Source organism: Streptomyces hesseae, assembly GCF_031845785.1.
GTDB classification, from domain to species: domain Bacteria; phylum Actinomycetota; class Actinomycetes; order Streptomycetales; family Streptomycetaceae; genus Streptomyces; species Streptomyces hesseae.
Genome location: NZ_JAVRFI010000016.1, coordinates 125850 through 139693, shown reverse-complemented (window position 1 = coordinate 139693; position 13844 = coordinate 125850). Strand labels below are relative to the sequence as shown.

The window sequence follows — 13844 nt, the reverse complement described above, 5'->3', positions numbered from 1 at the left end:
GGGGCGCTCAGCCGGCGGGCGGGGTCTCCCGGCCGATGAGGCGGCGCGCGGCCGTGCGGACGGACGCGCGCAGCCGCTCCCTGTCCTCGTCCGTGTCGCCGATCAGGATCCGCCGCATCTGCGGCTGGACGGTCGGCCACGAGACGAGGGCGATCAGCATGAAGAACAGGTCGGGCGCGGGGATCGTCGCGTCGATCTCGCCCCGGGCCTGGGCCTCCACGAAGGCGGCGGCCTTGCGGTTGTAGTGGTCGGAGCGCTCCTGCTCGTGCGGGATGCCGCCGGTGCCGTACTCCAGCCCTTCCCAGAAGACCAGCCTGATCAGCTCGGGGTGTTCGGCGTGGTACGCCATCTGCCGGTCGATCCAGCCGTCGAGGTCCTCGGTGTCGACGGGGTTGGCGGCGGCGAGCTCGATCAGCCGCCGCTCCAGCACCTGGGAGAAGAGCTCGGCCTTGTTGCCGAAGTAGGCATAGATCAGCTGCTTGTTCGCCCGCGCCTCGCGGGCGATGCGGTCGATGCGGGCACCGGCGATGCCGTGCGCGGCGAACTCGGCGGTGGCCGCCTCGAAGATACGGGCCTTGGTGGCCTCGGGATCCCTGACTCCTGCCATGGGGAACAGAGTAACCAACTATTTGGTTGACAGCGCCGGGAGGCGCTTGAGACAGTGCGTCCCGCACCTCAACCAACCAGTTGGTTACAAACGCCCCGGGGGAGCAGCCGCACCGATGACGACCATCACCCAGTCGCAGTCACCCACCACGGACACCACCGACACCACCGACACCGCCCCACCCCTCACCCGCCCGTCCGGCGGCGGCCTGCTGCTCGCCGTGATCGCGCTCTGCACGGCGGTCACCGCCGCGAACATCTACCTCGCCGCCCCGCTCCTCGGCCTCATCGCCCGGGACTTCGGCGCCTCCCCCTCCGGGGCCGGCTGGATCGCCTCCATCGCCCAGCTCGGCTACGCCGCCGGCCTGCTGCTCTTCGCCCCGCTCGGCGACACGGCCGACCGGCGCCGGCTCGTCGGCGTCCTGTCGGCCGTGGCCGGTGTCGCGCTGGTCGCCGCCGGGCTGGCCCCGGGGCTGCCGGCGCTGGCCGCGGCCGTCCTGGTGGCCTGCGCCGCCACGGTCGTACCGCAGCTGCTCGTCCCGCTCGTCGCCGAGCGCGCGCCCGCCGACCGGCGCGCGCGGCATGTGTCGACGGTCGTGGCGGGGCTGTTCACCGGCATCGTCGCGGCGCGGGTGCTCGGCGGGCTCGCCGCGCAGGCGTTCGGCTGGCGCGCGGTGTTCTTCGGCGCGGCGGGACTGACCGTGGCCGTCGGCTTGTTGACCGCCGTCATGCTCCCGGCCGAGACCCGGCCGCGTACGGCGGCCAACCCCTTCAAGGCGATCGCCGGGATGCCGGGCCTCTTCGCCTCCTCCGCCGGGCTGCGGGCCGCGTGCATGCGCCAGGCGGGCCTGTTCGGCGCGTGGAGCGCGCTGTGGACGACGCTGACGCTGCTGCTGACCGACGCGGACGGCCCGTACGGCCTGTCCCTGGGCGCGGCCGGGCTGTTCGGCCTCTTCGGGCTCGTCTCGACCGTCGCCGGCCCGGTCACCGGCGCGTTCGTCGACCGTTTCGGCGCCCCGCGACTCGTCACGGCCGCCTATGCGCTCACGGCCCTCTCCGTCCCGCTGTTCCTGCTCGGCGGGCACGCCCTGTGGGCGCTGTGCACGGGCGCGGTCCTCATCCACGCGGGCCTCATGGCGGGCCAGGTCGCCAACCAGACCCGCGCCCTGGCCGCGACGGACAAGCCGGCCGTCGCCAACACCACCTACGTCGTCGCCGCCTTCATCGGCGGCGCCACCGCCTCCGCCCTCGCGGGCCCGGCCCACGACCACTGGGGCTGGCCGGGCGTCTGCGCGATCGCGGCGGCGTGGGTCGTGGCGGGCTGGCTGGGCGGGCTGCTGGTCGCCCGAAAGGGGCAGGAATAGTCCGACGGCGCCACCAGACGGTGGCCTGACGGTGACCTGAAGGGCGCCCGGTTCCCCGAGTGTGGCGGACTCGTTTCCTCCGAGTAGTGACTTACCGGCGGATACGCCAGCAGAATCGCCGGGAACGACCCTCGCGTAACGACGCGCGCGCAGAATGGGGAGGCTCCCGGTGCAGAGCACGATGCAGGACGTACCGCTGACCGTTACTCGGATCCTGGCCCACGGGGCGCGGATCCACGGCAGCGCCCGCGTCACGACGTGGACGGGAGAAGGCGAGCCCGAGCGGCGCACCTTCGCCGAGATCGGGACCCGTGCCACCCGGCTCGCGCACGCCCTGCGCGCCCTGGGCGTCGCCGAGGGGGATCCCGTCGCGACGCTGATGTGGAACAACGCCGACCACGTCGAGGCGTACCTCGCGATCCCCTCCATGGGCGCCGTGCTCCACACCCTCAATCTGCGGCTGCCTCCCGAGCAGCTCGCCTGGATCGTGCGGCACGCCGCCGACCGCGTCGTGATCGTCAACGGCTCCCTGCTGCCGCTGCTCGCGCCCCTCCTCCCGTACCTCGACAGCGTCGAGCACGTGATCGTCTCCGGCCCCGGCGACCGCTCCGTCCTGGAGGGCGTGAAGCCCCGGGTGCACCTCTACGAGGAGCTCATCGCCGGGCAGCCCGGCGACCACTACCCCTGGCCCGAGATCGACGAGCGTCAGGCCGCGGCCCTCTGCTACACCTCCGGCACCACCGGCGACCCCAAGGGCGTGGTGTACAGCCACCGTTCGGTCTATCTCCACGCCATGGAGGTCAACGCCGCGGCCTCCTTCGGGCTGACCCCGGCCGAGACCTGCCTCCCCGTCGTACCGATGTTCCACGTCAACGCCTGGGGCCTGCCGCACGCCGCGTTCATGGCCGGCACCTCGCTGCTGATGCCCGACCGCTTCCTCCAGCCCGCGCCGCTCGCCGAGATGATCGAGAAGGAGCGCCCGACCGTGTCGGCCGGCGTCCCGACGATCTGGCAGGGCCTGCTGGGCGAACTCGACGCGCGCCCCCGCGACATGTCCTCCCTGCGCACCGTGATCAGCGGCGGCAGCGCCTGTCCGCCCGCGCTGATGAAGGCGTTCGAGGAGCGGCACGGCCTGACGCTCGTGCAGGCGTGGGGCATGACGGAGACGTCGCCGCTGGGCTCCGTCGCCTTCCCGCCCGCCGGGCTGGACGCCGAGGAGGCGTGGCCGTACCGCGTCACCCAGGGCCGGATGCCCGCGTCGGTCGAGGCACGGCTGATCGGCCCCGGCGGGCAGGAGCTGCCGTGGGACGGCGAGTCGGCCGGTGAGCTGGAGGTGCGCGGCCCGTGGATCGCGGGCGCGTACCACGGGGGCGCGGACGGCGAACCGTACCGCCCCGAGGACAAGTTCAGCCCCGACGGCTGGCTGCGCACGGGCGACGTCGGCACGATCACCCCGGACGGCTTCCTCAACCTCACCGACCGGGCCAAGGACGTGATCAAGTCCGGTGGCGAGTGGATCTCCTCGGTCGAGCTGGAGAACCACCTGATGGCCCACCCCGAGATCGCGGAGGCGGCCGTCGTGGCCGTCCCCGACGACAAGTGGGGCGAGCGTCCGCTGGCCGCCGTCGTCCTGCGGGACGGCGCGGCCGTCGACTACGAGGGGCTGCGCGCCTTCCTCGGCGAGCGCGTCGCCCGCTGGCAGCTGCCCGAGCGCTGGGCGCTGCTCCAGTCGGTGCCGAAGACGTCGGTGGGGAAGTTCGACAAGAAGGTGCTGCGCAAGCAGTACGCGGACGGCGAGCTGATCGTCACGACGCTCAGCTGAGGCGGCCCGGAGCCGCTTCTCCGTCGTACGCGGCCGCCTACGCCGCGTACGACAGCTCCGGGTCCTCGCGAAGCTTCCCGAGCGCGCGGGAGACCGCGCTCTTGACCGTGCCGACGGACACCCCGAGGAGCTCGGCGGTCTGGACCTCGGTCATGTCCTCGTAATACCTGAGGACGACCATGGCCCGCTGGCGGTCGGGCAGCCGGTGCACCGCGCGCCACATCGCGTCGCGCAGGGCCTGCTGCTCGGCGGGGTCGGCGACGGGCGCCGAATCGCGCTCGGGGAGCTCCTCGCAGGGGAACTCGTCGACCTTGCGCTTGCGCCACTGGGAGGTGCGGGTGTTCACCAGCGCCCGGCGGACGTAGCCGTCGAGGGCCCGGTGGTCCTCGATGCGGTCCCAGGCCAGATAGGTCTTGGTGAGGGCCGTCTGCAGCAGATCCTCGGCGTCGCACGGGTTCGAGGTCAGCGAGCGGGCGGTGCGCTGGAGTACCTGCCCGCGGGCCCGTACGTACGAAGAGAACGACGGGTACACGGCGGCGGTGGAAGCGCTGGTGCACACAGACGTCGAGGTCACTGTCATGCCCTCAACGCTAGGAGCGGGGGCACCACCGGCGGATCGGCCGTAGGTGCCGAAGCCCGATCCCCCTCAGGTCGTATGCGTGGGGTTGTCCCCACCTCCTGGAGGGGGAGAGCCGAAATGCTTCGGTAGGTATCGGTACGCGATCAGCGGATGATCGCCACGGGGGCGTCGATGGCATTGCGGTCGATGGTCATTTTCCGGCCACCGTGCGTCTCCGTGACATTTCCGGCGTACTGATGGATCCGCCGGTGCGGCTGCCAGGAGCCCGACGCCAGCACGCGCTCGCTGTCCGTCGAGGCGGGAACCTTCCAGCGGGCGAACCACACCACCTCCGGCAGGTCGCCCAGCCCGTCCCGCCGGGCCAGCTCCATGTGACGCACCCCGGACTCGGCGCTGCTGTAGAAGCCTGGGATGTAGCCGTGCCGGGAGACCGTGCCGCTCCAGGAGCGGATGAAGTCGAGGGTGGTGCCGCCGCACTCCTCGTCGCCGTAGTCGTACGCCTCCATGTCCAGGTAGAGCGGGCTGCCGACCGCGATGCCCAGGTCATCGGCGCTGCGCACGGCGTCCAGGCCCTCCTCCTCGCCCTGGTCCCAGGGGTAGTAGCCGATCGGGTTGCCCCGCTTGGAGGCCGCGCGCACACAGGGCGACTGCGAGCCGACGTACACGGGCAGCACCCGCCAGCCCAGGTCGCGGGCGCCGGTGAGCCAGCGGTGGCTGAGGTAGCGCTGGTGGGGGCAGGCCCGGCCGCGACCGGCGTAGTAGACGCCGACGGCCCCGTACGAGGTGGCCGCCCCCCAGGCACCGAGGGTGGGCAGCGACGGTGCCTGACAGCTGTCGAAGCCCCGGCCCCGGTAGACGGAGGGCCGGGCGCCCGGGGCGGCCGTCACCGGCACGGCCTGGGCGGCCACCTGGGCCAGCGCCGCCATAAGGGCGACGAGATATCCGATGATCTTTCTCGGTCGTGGCATAACCGCGAGTCAAGGGGCCCGGACGCGACGGCCCCGCGCTGACACGCCCTCGGTTCATCCGGATGCCGCAAGAATGAGCCCCGACGTGGGAACACCGCTCCCGGCGGTGACGAGCACCCGTCCGGCCCCCGGCACCTGGTTCACGGACGTGCCGCGCACCTGGCGCACGGCCTCGGCGATCCCGTTCATCCCGTGGAGATACGCCTCGCCCAACTGCCCTCCGTGGGTATTGATCGGCAACGTTCCGGACGCCACGAGCCCGCCCCCTTCGCCGCGCCCGCAGAAGCCGAACTCCTCCAGCTGCATGAGGACGTAGGGCGTGAAGTGGTCGTAGAGGACGGCCACGTCGATGTCCGCCGGGCTCAGCCCGCTGTCCCGCCACAGCCGGCGCGCCACGACGCCCGTCTCGGGCAGCCCGCCCAGATCGCCCTCGTAGAAGCCCGTCATCTGCTCCTGTCCGCGCGCCGCGCCCTGCGCGGCGGCGGCGATGACGACGGGCGGCCGCCGCAGCGCCCTCGCCCGTTCCAGGGAGGTCACGACGAGCGCCTGGCCGCCGTCGGTCTCCTGGCAGCAGTCCAGCAGCCGCAGCGGCTCGGCGATCCAGCGCGAGGCGGCGTGCTCGGCGAGCGTGAGGGGACGGCCGTGGAAGTACGCGGCGGGGTTGCGGGCCGCGTAACGCCGGTCGGTGACGGCGACATGGCCGAAAACCTCTGTCGTCAGACCGTACATATGGAGATAACGGCGGGCGTGCACGGCCGCCCAGGAGGCGGGCGTGATCAGCCCGAAGGGCAGGCCCCAGCCCAGCGCCACGCCCTCGGCCGATGGCTCCCGCCCCCGCACCCCGGCGCCGAAGCGCCGTCCGGAGCGCTCGTTGAAGGCCCGGTAGCAGACGACGACGTCGGCGACCCCCGCCGTCACCGCGAGGGCGGCCTGCTGGACGGTGGCGCAGGCCGCGCCGCCGCCGTAGTGGACCCGGGAGAAGAAGGCCAGCTCACCGATGCCGGTGGCCCGGGCGACCGCGATCTCGGGGCTGGTGTCCATGGTGAAGGTGACCATGCCGTCGACGTCGCCGGGCGCGAGGCCCGCGTCCGCGAGGGCGGCCCGTACGGCCTCGGCGGCCAGGGCGAGTTCACTGCGGCCGGAGTCCTTGGTGAAGGGGGTGGCGCCGATGCCGGCGATCGCGGCGAGGGTTGTCATGCTCCCTCCTCCTTGGACGGTTCGGAGGGCACGGAGGGTCCGGAGGGGATCTTCACGCACGCCGTGCCGGTGACGTGACGGCCGAGGCCGTTGATGCCCGTGATGGCGACTTCGACAGCGCGTTCGTCTTCACTTACGGACGTGATCGATCCGGTCAAGTGGAGGGTATCACCGGGGTAGTTGGGCACCCCGAGCCGGATGGACAGCTTCCGGAGCCGGGCGCCGGGGCCGAGCCGCTCGGCGAGGAAGCGGCCGACGAGGCCCTGGGTGGTGAGGATGTTCATAAAGATGTCCGGCGCCCCCTTGGCCCGGGCCGCCTCGGGGTCGTGGTGCACATCCTTGAAGTCCCTGGTGGCGAGGGCCCCGGCGATGATCAGGGTGCGGGTGACGGGGACGCTGAGGACGGGGAGTTCGTCGCCGGGCTTCACAGCCCCTCCTCGTACGCCCGGAAGACGGGCAGCTCCTGGCCCCCGGACGCCTCCGGGTCCCGGACGAACTCCAGCGTCACCGGCATCCCGATCCGGATCCGGCCCGGTTCGACGCCCACGACATTGCTGATCATCCTTACGCCTTCGACGAGTTCGATCAGACCGACGGCGTACGGCGCGTCGAAGCCCGCCACGGGTGGGTGATGCATGACGACGTACGAGAAGACGACCCCCTCCCCCGAGGCCTCGACGGCTTCCCACAGCGGGGATCCGCACTCGCCACACCCCGGCAGCCAGGGAAAACGCTGTCTTCCACAGGCGGTGCAGCGCTGGATGAGCAGCCGGTGCCCGGCGACGCCCTCCCAGAAGCCGGCGTTGTCGCGATTGATCACGGGGCGGGGGCGCTCGGCGGGGGCGGGGGCATCGTTGGCAGCGCTGGCAGGTTTGGTGCGGACCGGCGCGTATCGCAGGACGCGGAAGCGGTGGATTCCCGCGAGCTCGCCGTTGGCGCGGATCTCGGTGCGGGTGGTGATGAAGTGACCGGTGCCGAGCGCTGTGGTCTTGCGGGAGGAGACCGACTCGATCACCGCGTCGAAGGTGATCTCGTCGCCGGTCCGGAGCGGCCGTAGATACTCCTGCTCGCAGTCGGTCGCGACGACGGCGGTGCAACCGGCGCGGTCGAGCAGGGCGACGAGCTCCTCGTACGCCGCGGTACGTCCGACGGCGCCGGAGAGCCCTCCCATGATCCAGACCTGGAGCATGGCGGGCGGCGCCTCCCCCTCGACACCCGGCTCCGGGACCCCCATGGCCTCGCACCAGTGTCTGATCATCGCGGCGCCGACGGGGTCCCTGCCCCGCCCTCCCAGGACGGCGGGGCGCCCCTCGTACGCCGTGAGCTGCGCGGACAGGTCGGCCACGGTCATAGTTTCTGACTGTCCGTCAGCTCTCCGCCCGTGTCAAGGCATGCGGTGTCAGGGCATGCGGTGTCAGGACATGCGGTGTCAGGGCGCACGGAAAAGCCGCGCGGCGGCACCGGAGTGCCGCCGCGCGGTGTCGTACCGACCCAGCCCACTTCTCACCACATCACCCGTGCCACCCGTGTCACCCGGGTGGCAGGCGCGCGCTCAGTGGCGCCACAGCTCCGTGAAGGTGATCCTCACGTTCTCCTGCTGGATGAAGTTGTGACCATGCTGTCCGGGACTGAGGATGCTCGCGGTGTTGGTCTGATTCGTGGCTCCGTTTCCGGTGGCCTGCGACAGGGTCGTGGTGCTGTTGCCGTGATTGCTTCCCCCGACGCCGCTCCCCACGATGCCTGCGGCGGCGACGTTTGAGCCCCTGTTGGCGAGCTGACCGCCGTCGTCGGCCGTGGCCACGCCGGCGAAGAGGAGGGCCGCCATCGGCAGGGCCGTGAGGGCGGCGAAGATGCGGGCGGCAGTGCGGGTGCTTGCCATTTCGATTCCTCCTGAAGGAACAGAACTACTCGATGTTGCCGGGAGGTTGGCCGACCGCCTCGGCGCTTGTTCGACGTCGCACCGCCAGAATTGCCCACCGAATCTCCACCGAACCCCCAGTCTGTCCGCATTCCCTCGCAAGCATGACGAGTCCGACTTAAACCCACATCATTGCGAAAAGCATCGCATCCACACCATCTCGATCCCCTTAAGTCCCATGTGCCCCATGTGGTGAACCGTTTCGTCAAGTCACTGTGAATCTCCCCCGAATTGCCCATAAGTCGACACAGTGACAGGCGTCTTCACCGGGTGAAGCCATCCGGTTCCGGCCGGTACGCCTCGTGAACTCCCTTACGGCTCAGCGCACTCGTGGAGCACGTGCCACACACGAGACGCAGGAATCACATGAATCGCGCGAGTCGCACCAAGCGCATGAAGCGCAGGACTCATGAATTCCTCAACGGCCGCAGCAGAAACGTAAGTCGCGCACGTCAACCCGTCTCACAGGAAGGTGCACGATGAACCTCATACTCCAGGCCCTGCCCGTCGCCGCCCCGACCGCCGGGTGGGCCGCCCACGCGCTCTTCCTCTCCCGCCGGCTCCGCAGCGCCCGTACGGACCGGCTCACCGGCCTGATGCGCCGCGAGGAGTTCACCGCCCGCGCCACCCGGGCCTTCCGGCACCCGCACACGGCCGTGCTGCTGCTCGACCTCAACGGCTTCAAGCAGATCAACGACACCCATGGCCACGAGGCCGGGGATCAGGTCATCGCGGCCGTCGGAGGGCGGCTCGCCGTCTGGTGCCGGGAGCGCGGCGGCTTCGCCGCGCGGCTGGGCGGCGACGAGTTCACCGCGCTGGTGCGGCTCGCGCCGGAGGCCGACGCGGACGCGGAGATGACCCGTCTCTCCGCCCGACTCTCGGCCCCGCTCGACACGGGCCGGGTGACGCTGGCGCCACGCGCCTCCATCGGGCTGTGCCGCTCCGCCCACCGGCCCGGCGGCGGGCTGTCGGACCTGCTGCGCGCCGCCGACGAGGCCATGTACACGGCGAAGCGGTGCGGCGACCACTGGCGGCCCGCCGGAGCCGCCCCTGTGGTCCACCGCACCGCTTCCGCCCGCCATCCGGGCCGCCCCCAGCGGTCCCGTACGCACCTGACGCTGCTCACGCCGGTGAGGCGGAAGGCGTCATGACGGCCGACGGCTTACGGCCGACGGCTTACGGCTGCCCCAACAGCCGTACGACGTCCGGGACGCCTCGGCGCCGCTGCCGTCAGTCGAGATGGGTGGAGACGTACATCCCGCCGAGGCGCGAGTCGCTCGGGATCAGGCCGGCGCAGTAACCGCTCTGGCCCCCGTAGTACTGGTCGCCGTAGCGCAGCAGGTAGTCGCCGGTCGTCGGCCCGACGATCCCGTCGGCGTCCGCGCCCACCCAGTTCTGGTACCAGACGACCTGGTCCTTGGTCCGCGGTCCCCACTTGCCGTCCTCGGCGATCTGCGCCCGGCCGACCTTGGCGGCGATGCTGTTGACCTGGTGCTGCACGCACCAGACGGCGGAGCCGCTGGTGGTGTAGCCGGAACCGACGTAGCCGGCGCCCTCGGCCGCGTTGGCCGTACCGGCGAGCCCGCCGGCGACCAGCGCGGCCGTACCCACCACGAGGCCGGCTTTCGCCGCGTACTTCTTGAACACGTGCTTTCTCCCCGTTGGAAGTTGATCTCTGAACGGAGATTAGGCACTGATCTGCGCATGCCAGAAGCCGCCGACCGCCGTCGGACGCCCCTGACGCACGACCGCGACGGCCCGGTGATCTCTGTGACGGAAGCGGAACTTCCATCAAGCCCGTCCGTCAAACTCGTCCGTCGAGCCCGTCCGTCAAGCCCGCCGGTCCGGACGCCGGATCTCCGGTATCCGGTCAGAGGTGTCCGGCATACCGGCCGTTCCATTGACGCCCCCACGTGCCACCCCCGAGGCTGGCGCCGCCCCCCAGTCGTACACACTATGCGTACGCACCAGCCGTATGCAGCCGTACGCACCAGCCGTACACACAGGCCCGTACGCCCGTAGGAGGCTCCCATGGCCCGCAGCAGACTCCGCCTGGCGCTGACCGCGCTGGGCGCCGCGGCGGCGGTCGCGGCAGGCACCGCCGCGACACCCGCCACGGCGGCGGAACCGCGCCCGCGCGTCCCGCGCTACGTCGCCCTCGGCGACTCCTTCACTTCCGGCCCCGCCATCCCTCGTCAGGTGAACGTGCGGTGCGGCCGCTCCGACGCCAACTACCCCTCGATCGTCCGCGAGGAGCTGGGCATATCGGACCGTACGAGCTTCACCGACGCCAGCTGCGGCGGTGCCACGACCGACCACATGTGGAACCGGCAGGGCGCCACCGGCAACGACCCGCAGCTGAACGCCGTCAGCCCGGACACCTCCCTGGTGACCATCGGCATCGGCGGCAACGACATCGGCTTCGGCGACATCATCGGCCGCTGCATCCACCCGCTGGGTCCCGTGGACAGCATCCCGCGCGACAACCCCTGCCAGCGCTACTTCACACGGAACGGCACCGACGAGCTCGAGAAGCGCATCAACGAGACGGCCCCCAAGGTCGAGGCCGTCCTCAAGGCCGTCCACGAACGCGCGCCGCACGCGCGCGTGGCCGTCGTCGGCTACCCGGCGCTGCTCGGCGACGACATCGAGGGCTGCCGGAAGTCGGTGCGCATCGCCGACGGCGACATCCCGTATCTGCGCGGCACCCTCCGCCGGCTCAACGCCATGCTCCGCAAGCAGGCCACCGACCGGGGCGACCTCTACGTCAACACCAACGCCACGACGGCCGACCACGACGCCTGCCAGCCGTTCGAGGAGCGTTACGTCGAGGGCCTCTACCCCCGCCTGAGCCGCCCCGCGACGGCCTTCCACCCGAACGCGAACGGCGAACGGGCGATGGCGGAGGCGATCGTCGACACGATCATCTTCGGCCCGGGCGCGCGCTGACGCCGGGGCGGGGGGGGACGGGTGAGCGCCCGTCCCCCTGCCCTCCGTCTCAGGACGAGGGCGTCGGCCCCTCGATCTGCTCACTGATCCACTGGAGCGGGCCGTCGCCGAGGTTCGGGGCGTATGTGGCCCCGTCGTGCCGGCCGCCCTCGATCACCTTGAGATCGGTGTGGACAGGACCCTTGCCGTAGGTCTCGATGAACTTCCGGACATCGGGCAGCGTGTGCTTGTTGCTCTCCCGCGTGCCGACCTGGAAGGAGAGGTAGACGTCCGGCCCCTTGGTGTCGATCAGGCGTTTGGCCAGCACCTCGGGGTTGTTCTCGGCCTTCTCCTTCTCGTGGCCGTTCCACAGCGGTGAGTCGGGGACGATGTCCGGTCCGTTGGCTATGACGGCCTTGAACTTGTCCGGGTGTTTCAGCACGGCCTTCAGGCCGGCGAAACCGCCGGTCGAGGAGCCCATGAACGCCCAGCCGTCCCGCGACTTGAGCGTACGGAAGTTGGCGCGCATCAGGTCCGGGACGTCCTCGGTCAGCCAGGTGCCCATCTTCGGCTGCCCCGGGATGTCACTGCCGTCCCAGTAGATGCCCTTGTCGTCCGGGCCGGGGTTCAGCACCGGCATGGCCAGCAGGAAGGGCTTGACCTTGCCCTCCTTGTACCACTTGGCCATGTTCTCCTGGAAGTTGAAGCCCGCCCACCAGTAGTTGGTGCCATAGCCGGGCCCGCCGGGCAGGGCGATCATCACGGGGAAGCCGCTCTTCGCGTACTTCGGGTCGTCCGTGTACTCCTTGGGTGCCCAGACCCACACCTTGCCCTTGAAGCCGGACTTCTTGCCATCCAGGGTCACGAGGCTGACGTGGGTGCCGTCGTCCAGGGTCCGCGCGTTCTTGAAGTCGGCGGCCGGGCCGGTCGGCATCAGCACCTTGGAGTCCACCGGCCGCGCGGGAGTTCCGCCGCTTTTGTTTTTCCCCTGCTCCGGCTGTTCGACCTTGCCGTAACTGACGGGGTCGCCCTTGTCCGTGAAGGGGGGTATCTCGTAGTGGACCATCACGGGCCAGGCGATCAGCCCGAGAACGACCAGGCAGGCCACCACGACGGCCCACCGCCTGCCCCGCGAGGAACGGCGCCGCGGCGGCGGTGGCACGGGGCTCGGGGGCGCGTGGATACCGGAAGGTGAATGCGTCATGGCGTCGCTCCGCTGAGATCGGCTGCCCGACGAGCAGCACAGGGCACATGGCGAATGGATGTGCCCTGTGGGATGCGGGTGGGGACGCAGGCGTTCCAGACATAAGCCGTGACTTTTTACACAGCCATTACCCGGGCATTACTCGGCAACCACACAGACAAACGACAGGGGCGCCCCCGGCCGGGAGCGCCCCTGTCCATGTTCCGCCGTACGAACGTCAGCGCTGGGCGGCACCGCGCCGACGCGCGGCGACGACCAGGCCCGCGCCCGCGCCGAGGGCGACGACGGTGCCGCCGACGATCCACGGGGTGGCGGAACCGGCGCCGGTGAAGGCGAGTTCGGAGCCACCGCTCTTGGCGGACGCCCCGGAGCCCTGGGCCGACGCGGAGGCGGAAGCGGAAGCGGACGGCTTGGCGCCGGCCTCGGTGCCGCTGCCGCCCTGCTTCGCCTGGTCGGTGCCGGCGGAGGGGGTCGGCTTGGCGACCTTGCCGTCCTTGGCGTCCTTGCCGCCGTCGTGGCCGGTGCCGGAGGTGCCCCCCTGGTCCTTGCCGTCCTTGCCCTTGGCCGCGTCCTCGGCGGCCTTGTCCTTGGCGCGGGCCTCGTGCTGGCCGACCTCGAGGAAGTGGTTGAGGGCCTCGTCGGTGTCGGCCCGCAGTGCCTCGTAGGCCGCCTTGTGCACGGCGGGACCGCCGGCGCCGCCGACCTGGGTGACCTTGATCCGGAGGTCCGTCTTGCGCGCGAAGGGCAGCTGCTCCTCCAGGAAGCGCTTGATGGCGGCGGCGCTGCCGTCCTGCAACGCGGCCTTGCCGTACTCCCTCACCGTGGGGCCGCCCCCACCGATGATCCGGGAGACCCGCACGTGGTCATCGATCAGCCGCTGCTCGTGCTGCCCCGTCGTAAGGAACCGCACCCGGTCCTCGGGCGTACCGTCGAGCGCCTTCTGCGCGGCCTCGCGAACGCCGGGACCCGAGTTCTTGTCGCCCAGAATCCTGGCGATGGCGACCTGGTTCTCCTCGTCCGCGAGAGCCGCCCCCTTCTCGCCCCCGCCAGGCTTCGCGTCACCGGCCTTGTCCGCCACCGACACGGCGGCGGGCTGCCCATCACCGGCGGCCATCGCCGGGGAGGAGAACAGCACGGCCGGGGCGATCGCCATGGCCGCGACGAGAGCCGACGCACGAACCAACTTCATGTACGCACCTACTTGCCATAAGGAACGGATAAAAAGCTCCTGTCACACTACATCTGATGATCACAACC

At 71.1% G+C, this 13844-nt stretch carries 14 protein-coding genes; 4 read left to right on the top strand and 10 right to left on the bottom strand.

All coding sequences use genetic code 11. From position 1 onward, the window contains the following. Positions 1 to 7 precede the first annotated feature (7 nt). On the bottom strand, positions 8 to 607 hold the full coding sequence (locus tag RM609_RS23265; RefSeq protein ID WP_311613462.1) for a TetR/AcrR family transcriptional regulator: 600 nt from the start codon (positions 605 to 607) through the stop codon (positions 8 to 10). Between the two features lie 115 nt (positions 608 to 722). Between RM609_RS23265 and RM609_RS23260 the strand changes: the two genes are divergently transcribed. Next, positions 723 to 1970 (top strand): MFS transporter, encoded by a 1248-nt coding sequence (locus tag RM609_RS23260; RefSeq protein ID WP_311613461.1) that lies wholly within the window; start codon positions 723 to 725, stop codon positions 1968 to 1970. A gap of 169 nt (positions 1971 to 2139) precedes the next feature. Next, positions 2140 to 3792 carry a long-chain fatty acid--CoA ligase gene (locus RM609_RS23255; RefSeq protein WP_311613460.1) on the top strand — a complete coding sequence of 551 codons (1653 nt, stop codon included), beginning with the start codon at positions 2140 to 2142 and terminating at the stop codon, positions 3790 to 3792. A gap of 37 nt (positions 3793 to 3829) precedes the next feature. Here RM609_RS23255 and RM609_RS23250 read toward each other — a convergent pair whose 3' ends face one another. The 6 genes from RM609_RS23250 to RM609_RS23225 all read right to left on the bottom strand — a co-directional run bounded on the left by RM609_RS23250 (position 3830) and on the right by RM609_RS23225 (position 8416). Further along, positions 3830 to 4372, bottom strand: coding sequence for a SigE family RNA polymerase sigma factor (locus tag RM609_RS23250; RefSeq protein ID WP_311613459.1), 543 nt, complete (start codon positions 4370 to 4372; stop codon positions 3830 to 3832). 143 nt (positions 4373 to 4515) lie between these two features. Next, positions 4516 to 5340: a DUF1906 domain-containing protein gene (locus RM609_RS23245; RefSeq protein WP_311613458.1), complete on the bottom strand. Its 825-nt coding sequence runs from the start codon at positions 5338 to 5340 to the stop codon at positions 4516 to 4518. A gap of 54 nt (positions 5341 to 5394) precedes the next feature. Continuing rightward, positions 5395 to 6537, bottom strand: coding sequence for a lipid-transfer protein (locus RM609_RS23240; RefSeq protein WP_311613457.1), 1143 nt, complete (start codon positions 6535 to 6537; stop codon positions 5395 to 5397). After that, positions 6534 to 6965, bottom strand: a complete 432-nt coding sequence (locus RM609_RS23235; protein ID WP_311613456.1) for a MaoC family dehydratase — start codon at positions 6963 to 6965, stop codon at positions 6534 to 6536. The genes RM609_RS23240 and RM609_RS23235 overlap by 4 nt, the downstream gene beginning before the upstream one ends. Further along, the gene (locus RM609_RS23230; RefSeq protein WP_311613455.1) at positions 6962 to 7888 is read right to left on the bottom strand and encodes a bifunctional MaoC family dehydratase N-terminal/OB-fold nucleic acid binding domain-containing protein; all 927 of its coding nucleotides are present in this window, start codon (positions 7886 to 7888) and stop codon (positions 6962 to 6964) included. Before RM609_RS23230 ends, RM609_RS23235 begins: the two co-directional genes overlap by 4 nt. Before the next feature lie 201 nt (positions 7889 to 8089). Further along, on the bottom strand, positions 8090 to 8416 hold the full coding sequence (locus tag RM609_RS23225; RefSeq protein ID WP_311613454.1) for a hypothetical protein: 327 nt from the start codon (positions 8414 to 8416) through the stop codon (positions 8090 to 8092). 518 nt (positions 8417 to 8934) lie between these two features. Between RM609_RS23225 and RM609_RS23220 the strand changes: the two genes are divergently transcribed. Beyond that, a complete protein-coding gene (locus tag RM609_RS23220; protein ID WP_311613453.1) occupies positions 8935 to 9606 on the top strand; it encodes a GGDEF domain-containing protein in 672 nt (223 codons plus the stop codon). Between the two features lie 79 nt (positions 9607 to 9685). On the opposite strand, the gene RM609_RS23215 is transcribed toward RM609_RS23220, so the two are convergent. Further along, the gene (locus RM609_RS23215; protein WP_311613452.1) at positions 9686 to 10102 is read right to left on the bottom strand and encodes a peptidoglycan-binding domain-containing protein; all 417 of its coding nucleotides are present in this window, start codon (positions 10100 to 10102) and stop codon (positions 9686 to 9688) included. Between the two features lie 384 nt (positions 10103 to 10486). Between RM609_RS23215 and RM609_RS23210 the strand changes: the two genes are divergently transcribed. Continuing rightward, positions 10487 to 11404 carry an SGNH/GDSL hydrolase family protein gene (locus RM609_RS23210; RefSeq protein WP_311613451.1) on the top strand — a complete coding sequence of 306 codons (918 nt, stop codon included), beginning with the start codon at positions 10487 to 10489 and terminating at the stop codon, positions 11402 to 11404. 49 nt (positions 11405 to 11453) lie between these two features. On the opposite strand, the gene RM609_RS23205 is transcribed toward RM609_RS23210, so the two are convergent. Together RM609_RS23205 and RM609_RS23200 are read right to left on the bottom strand one after the other, a co-directional pair. Further along, positions 11454 to 12587, bottom strand: coding sequence for an alpha/beta hydrolase (locus RM609_RS23205; protein ID WP_311613450.1), 1134 nt, complete (start codon positions 12585 to 12587; stop codon positions 11454 to 11456). A 217-nt stretch (positions 12588 to 12804) separates the two neighbouring features. Continuing rightward, complete coding sequence (locus tag RM609_RS23200) at positions 12805 to 13776, bottom strand: LAETG motif-containing sortase-dependent surface protein (protein WP_311613449.1); 972 nt, start codon at positions 13774 to 13776, stop codon at positions 12805 to 12807. Between the last annotated feature and the right edge of the window lie 68 nt (positions 13777 to 13844).

Bases quoted from the DNA above. Each gene is read 5' to 3' on its own strand.
- RM609_RS23200 (WP_311613449.1), bottom strand. From the start codon at position 13,776: ATGAAGTTGGTTCGTGCGTCGGCTCTCGTCGCGGCCATGGCGATCGCC.
- RM609_RS23210 (WP_311613451.1), top strand. From the start codon at position 10,487: ATGGCCCGCAGCAGACTCCGCCTGGCGCTGACCGCGCTGGGCGCCGCG.
- RM609_RS23245 (WP_311613458.1), bottom strand. From the start codon at position 5,340: ATGCCACGACCGAGAAAGATCATCGGATATCTCGTCGCCCTTATGGCG.
- RM609_RS23265 (WP_311613462.1), bottom strand. From the start codon at position 607: ATGGCAGGAGTCAGGGATCCCGAGGCCACCAAGGCCCGTATCTTCGAG.
- RM609_RS23220 (WP_311613453.1), top strand. From the start codon at position 8,935: ATGAACCTCATACTCCAGGCCCTGCCCGTCGCCGCCCCGACCGCCGGG.
- RM609_RS23230 (WP_311613455.1), bottom strand. From the start codon at position 7,888: ATGACCGTGGCCGACCTGTCCGCGCAGCTCACGGCGTACGAGGGGCGC.
- RM609_RS23225 (WP_311613454.1), bottom strand. From the start codon at position 8,416: ATGGCAAGCACCCGCACTGCCGCCCGCATCTTCGCCGCCCTCACGGCC.
- RM609_RS23205 (WP_311613450.1), bottom strand. From the start codon at position 12,587: ATGACGCATTCACCTTCCGGTATCCACGCGCCCCCGAGCCCCGTGCCA.
- RM609_RS23240 (WP_311613457.1), bottom strand. From the start codon at position 6,537: ATGACAACCCTCGCCGCGATCGCCGGCATCGGCGCCACCCCCTTCACC.
- RM609_RS23250 (WP_311613459.1), bottom strand. From the start codon at position 4,372: ATGACAGTGACCTCGACGTCTGTGTGCACCAGCGCTTCCACCGCCGCC.
- RM609_RS23260 (WP_311613461.1), top strand. From the start codon at position 723: ATGACGACCATCACCCAGTCGCAGTCACCCACCACGGACACCACCGAC.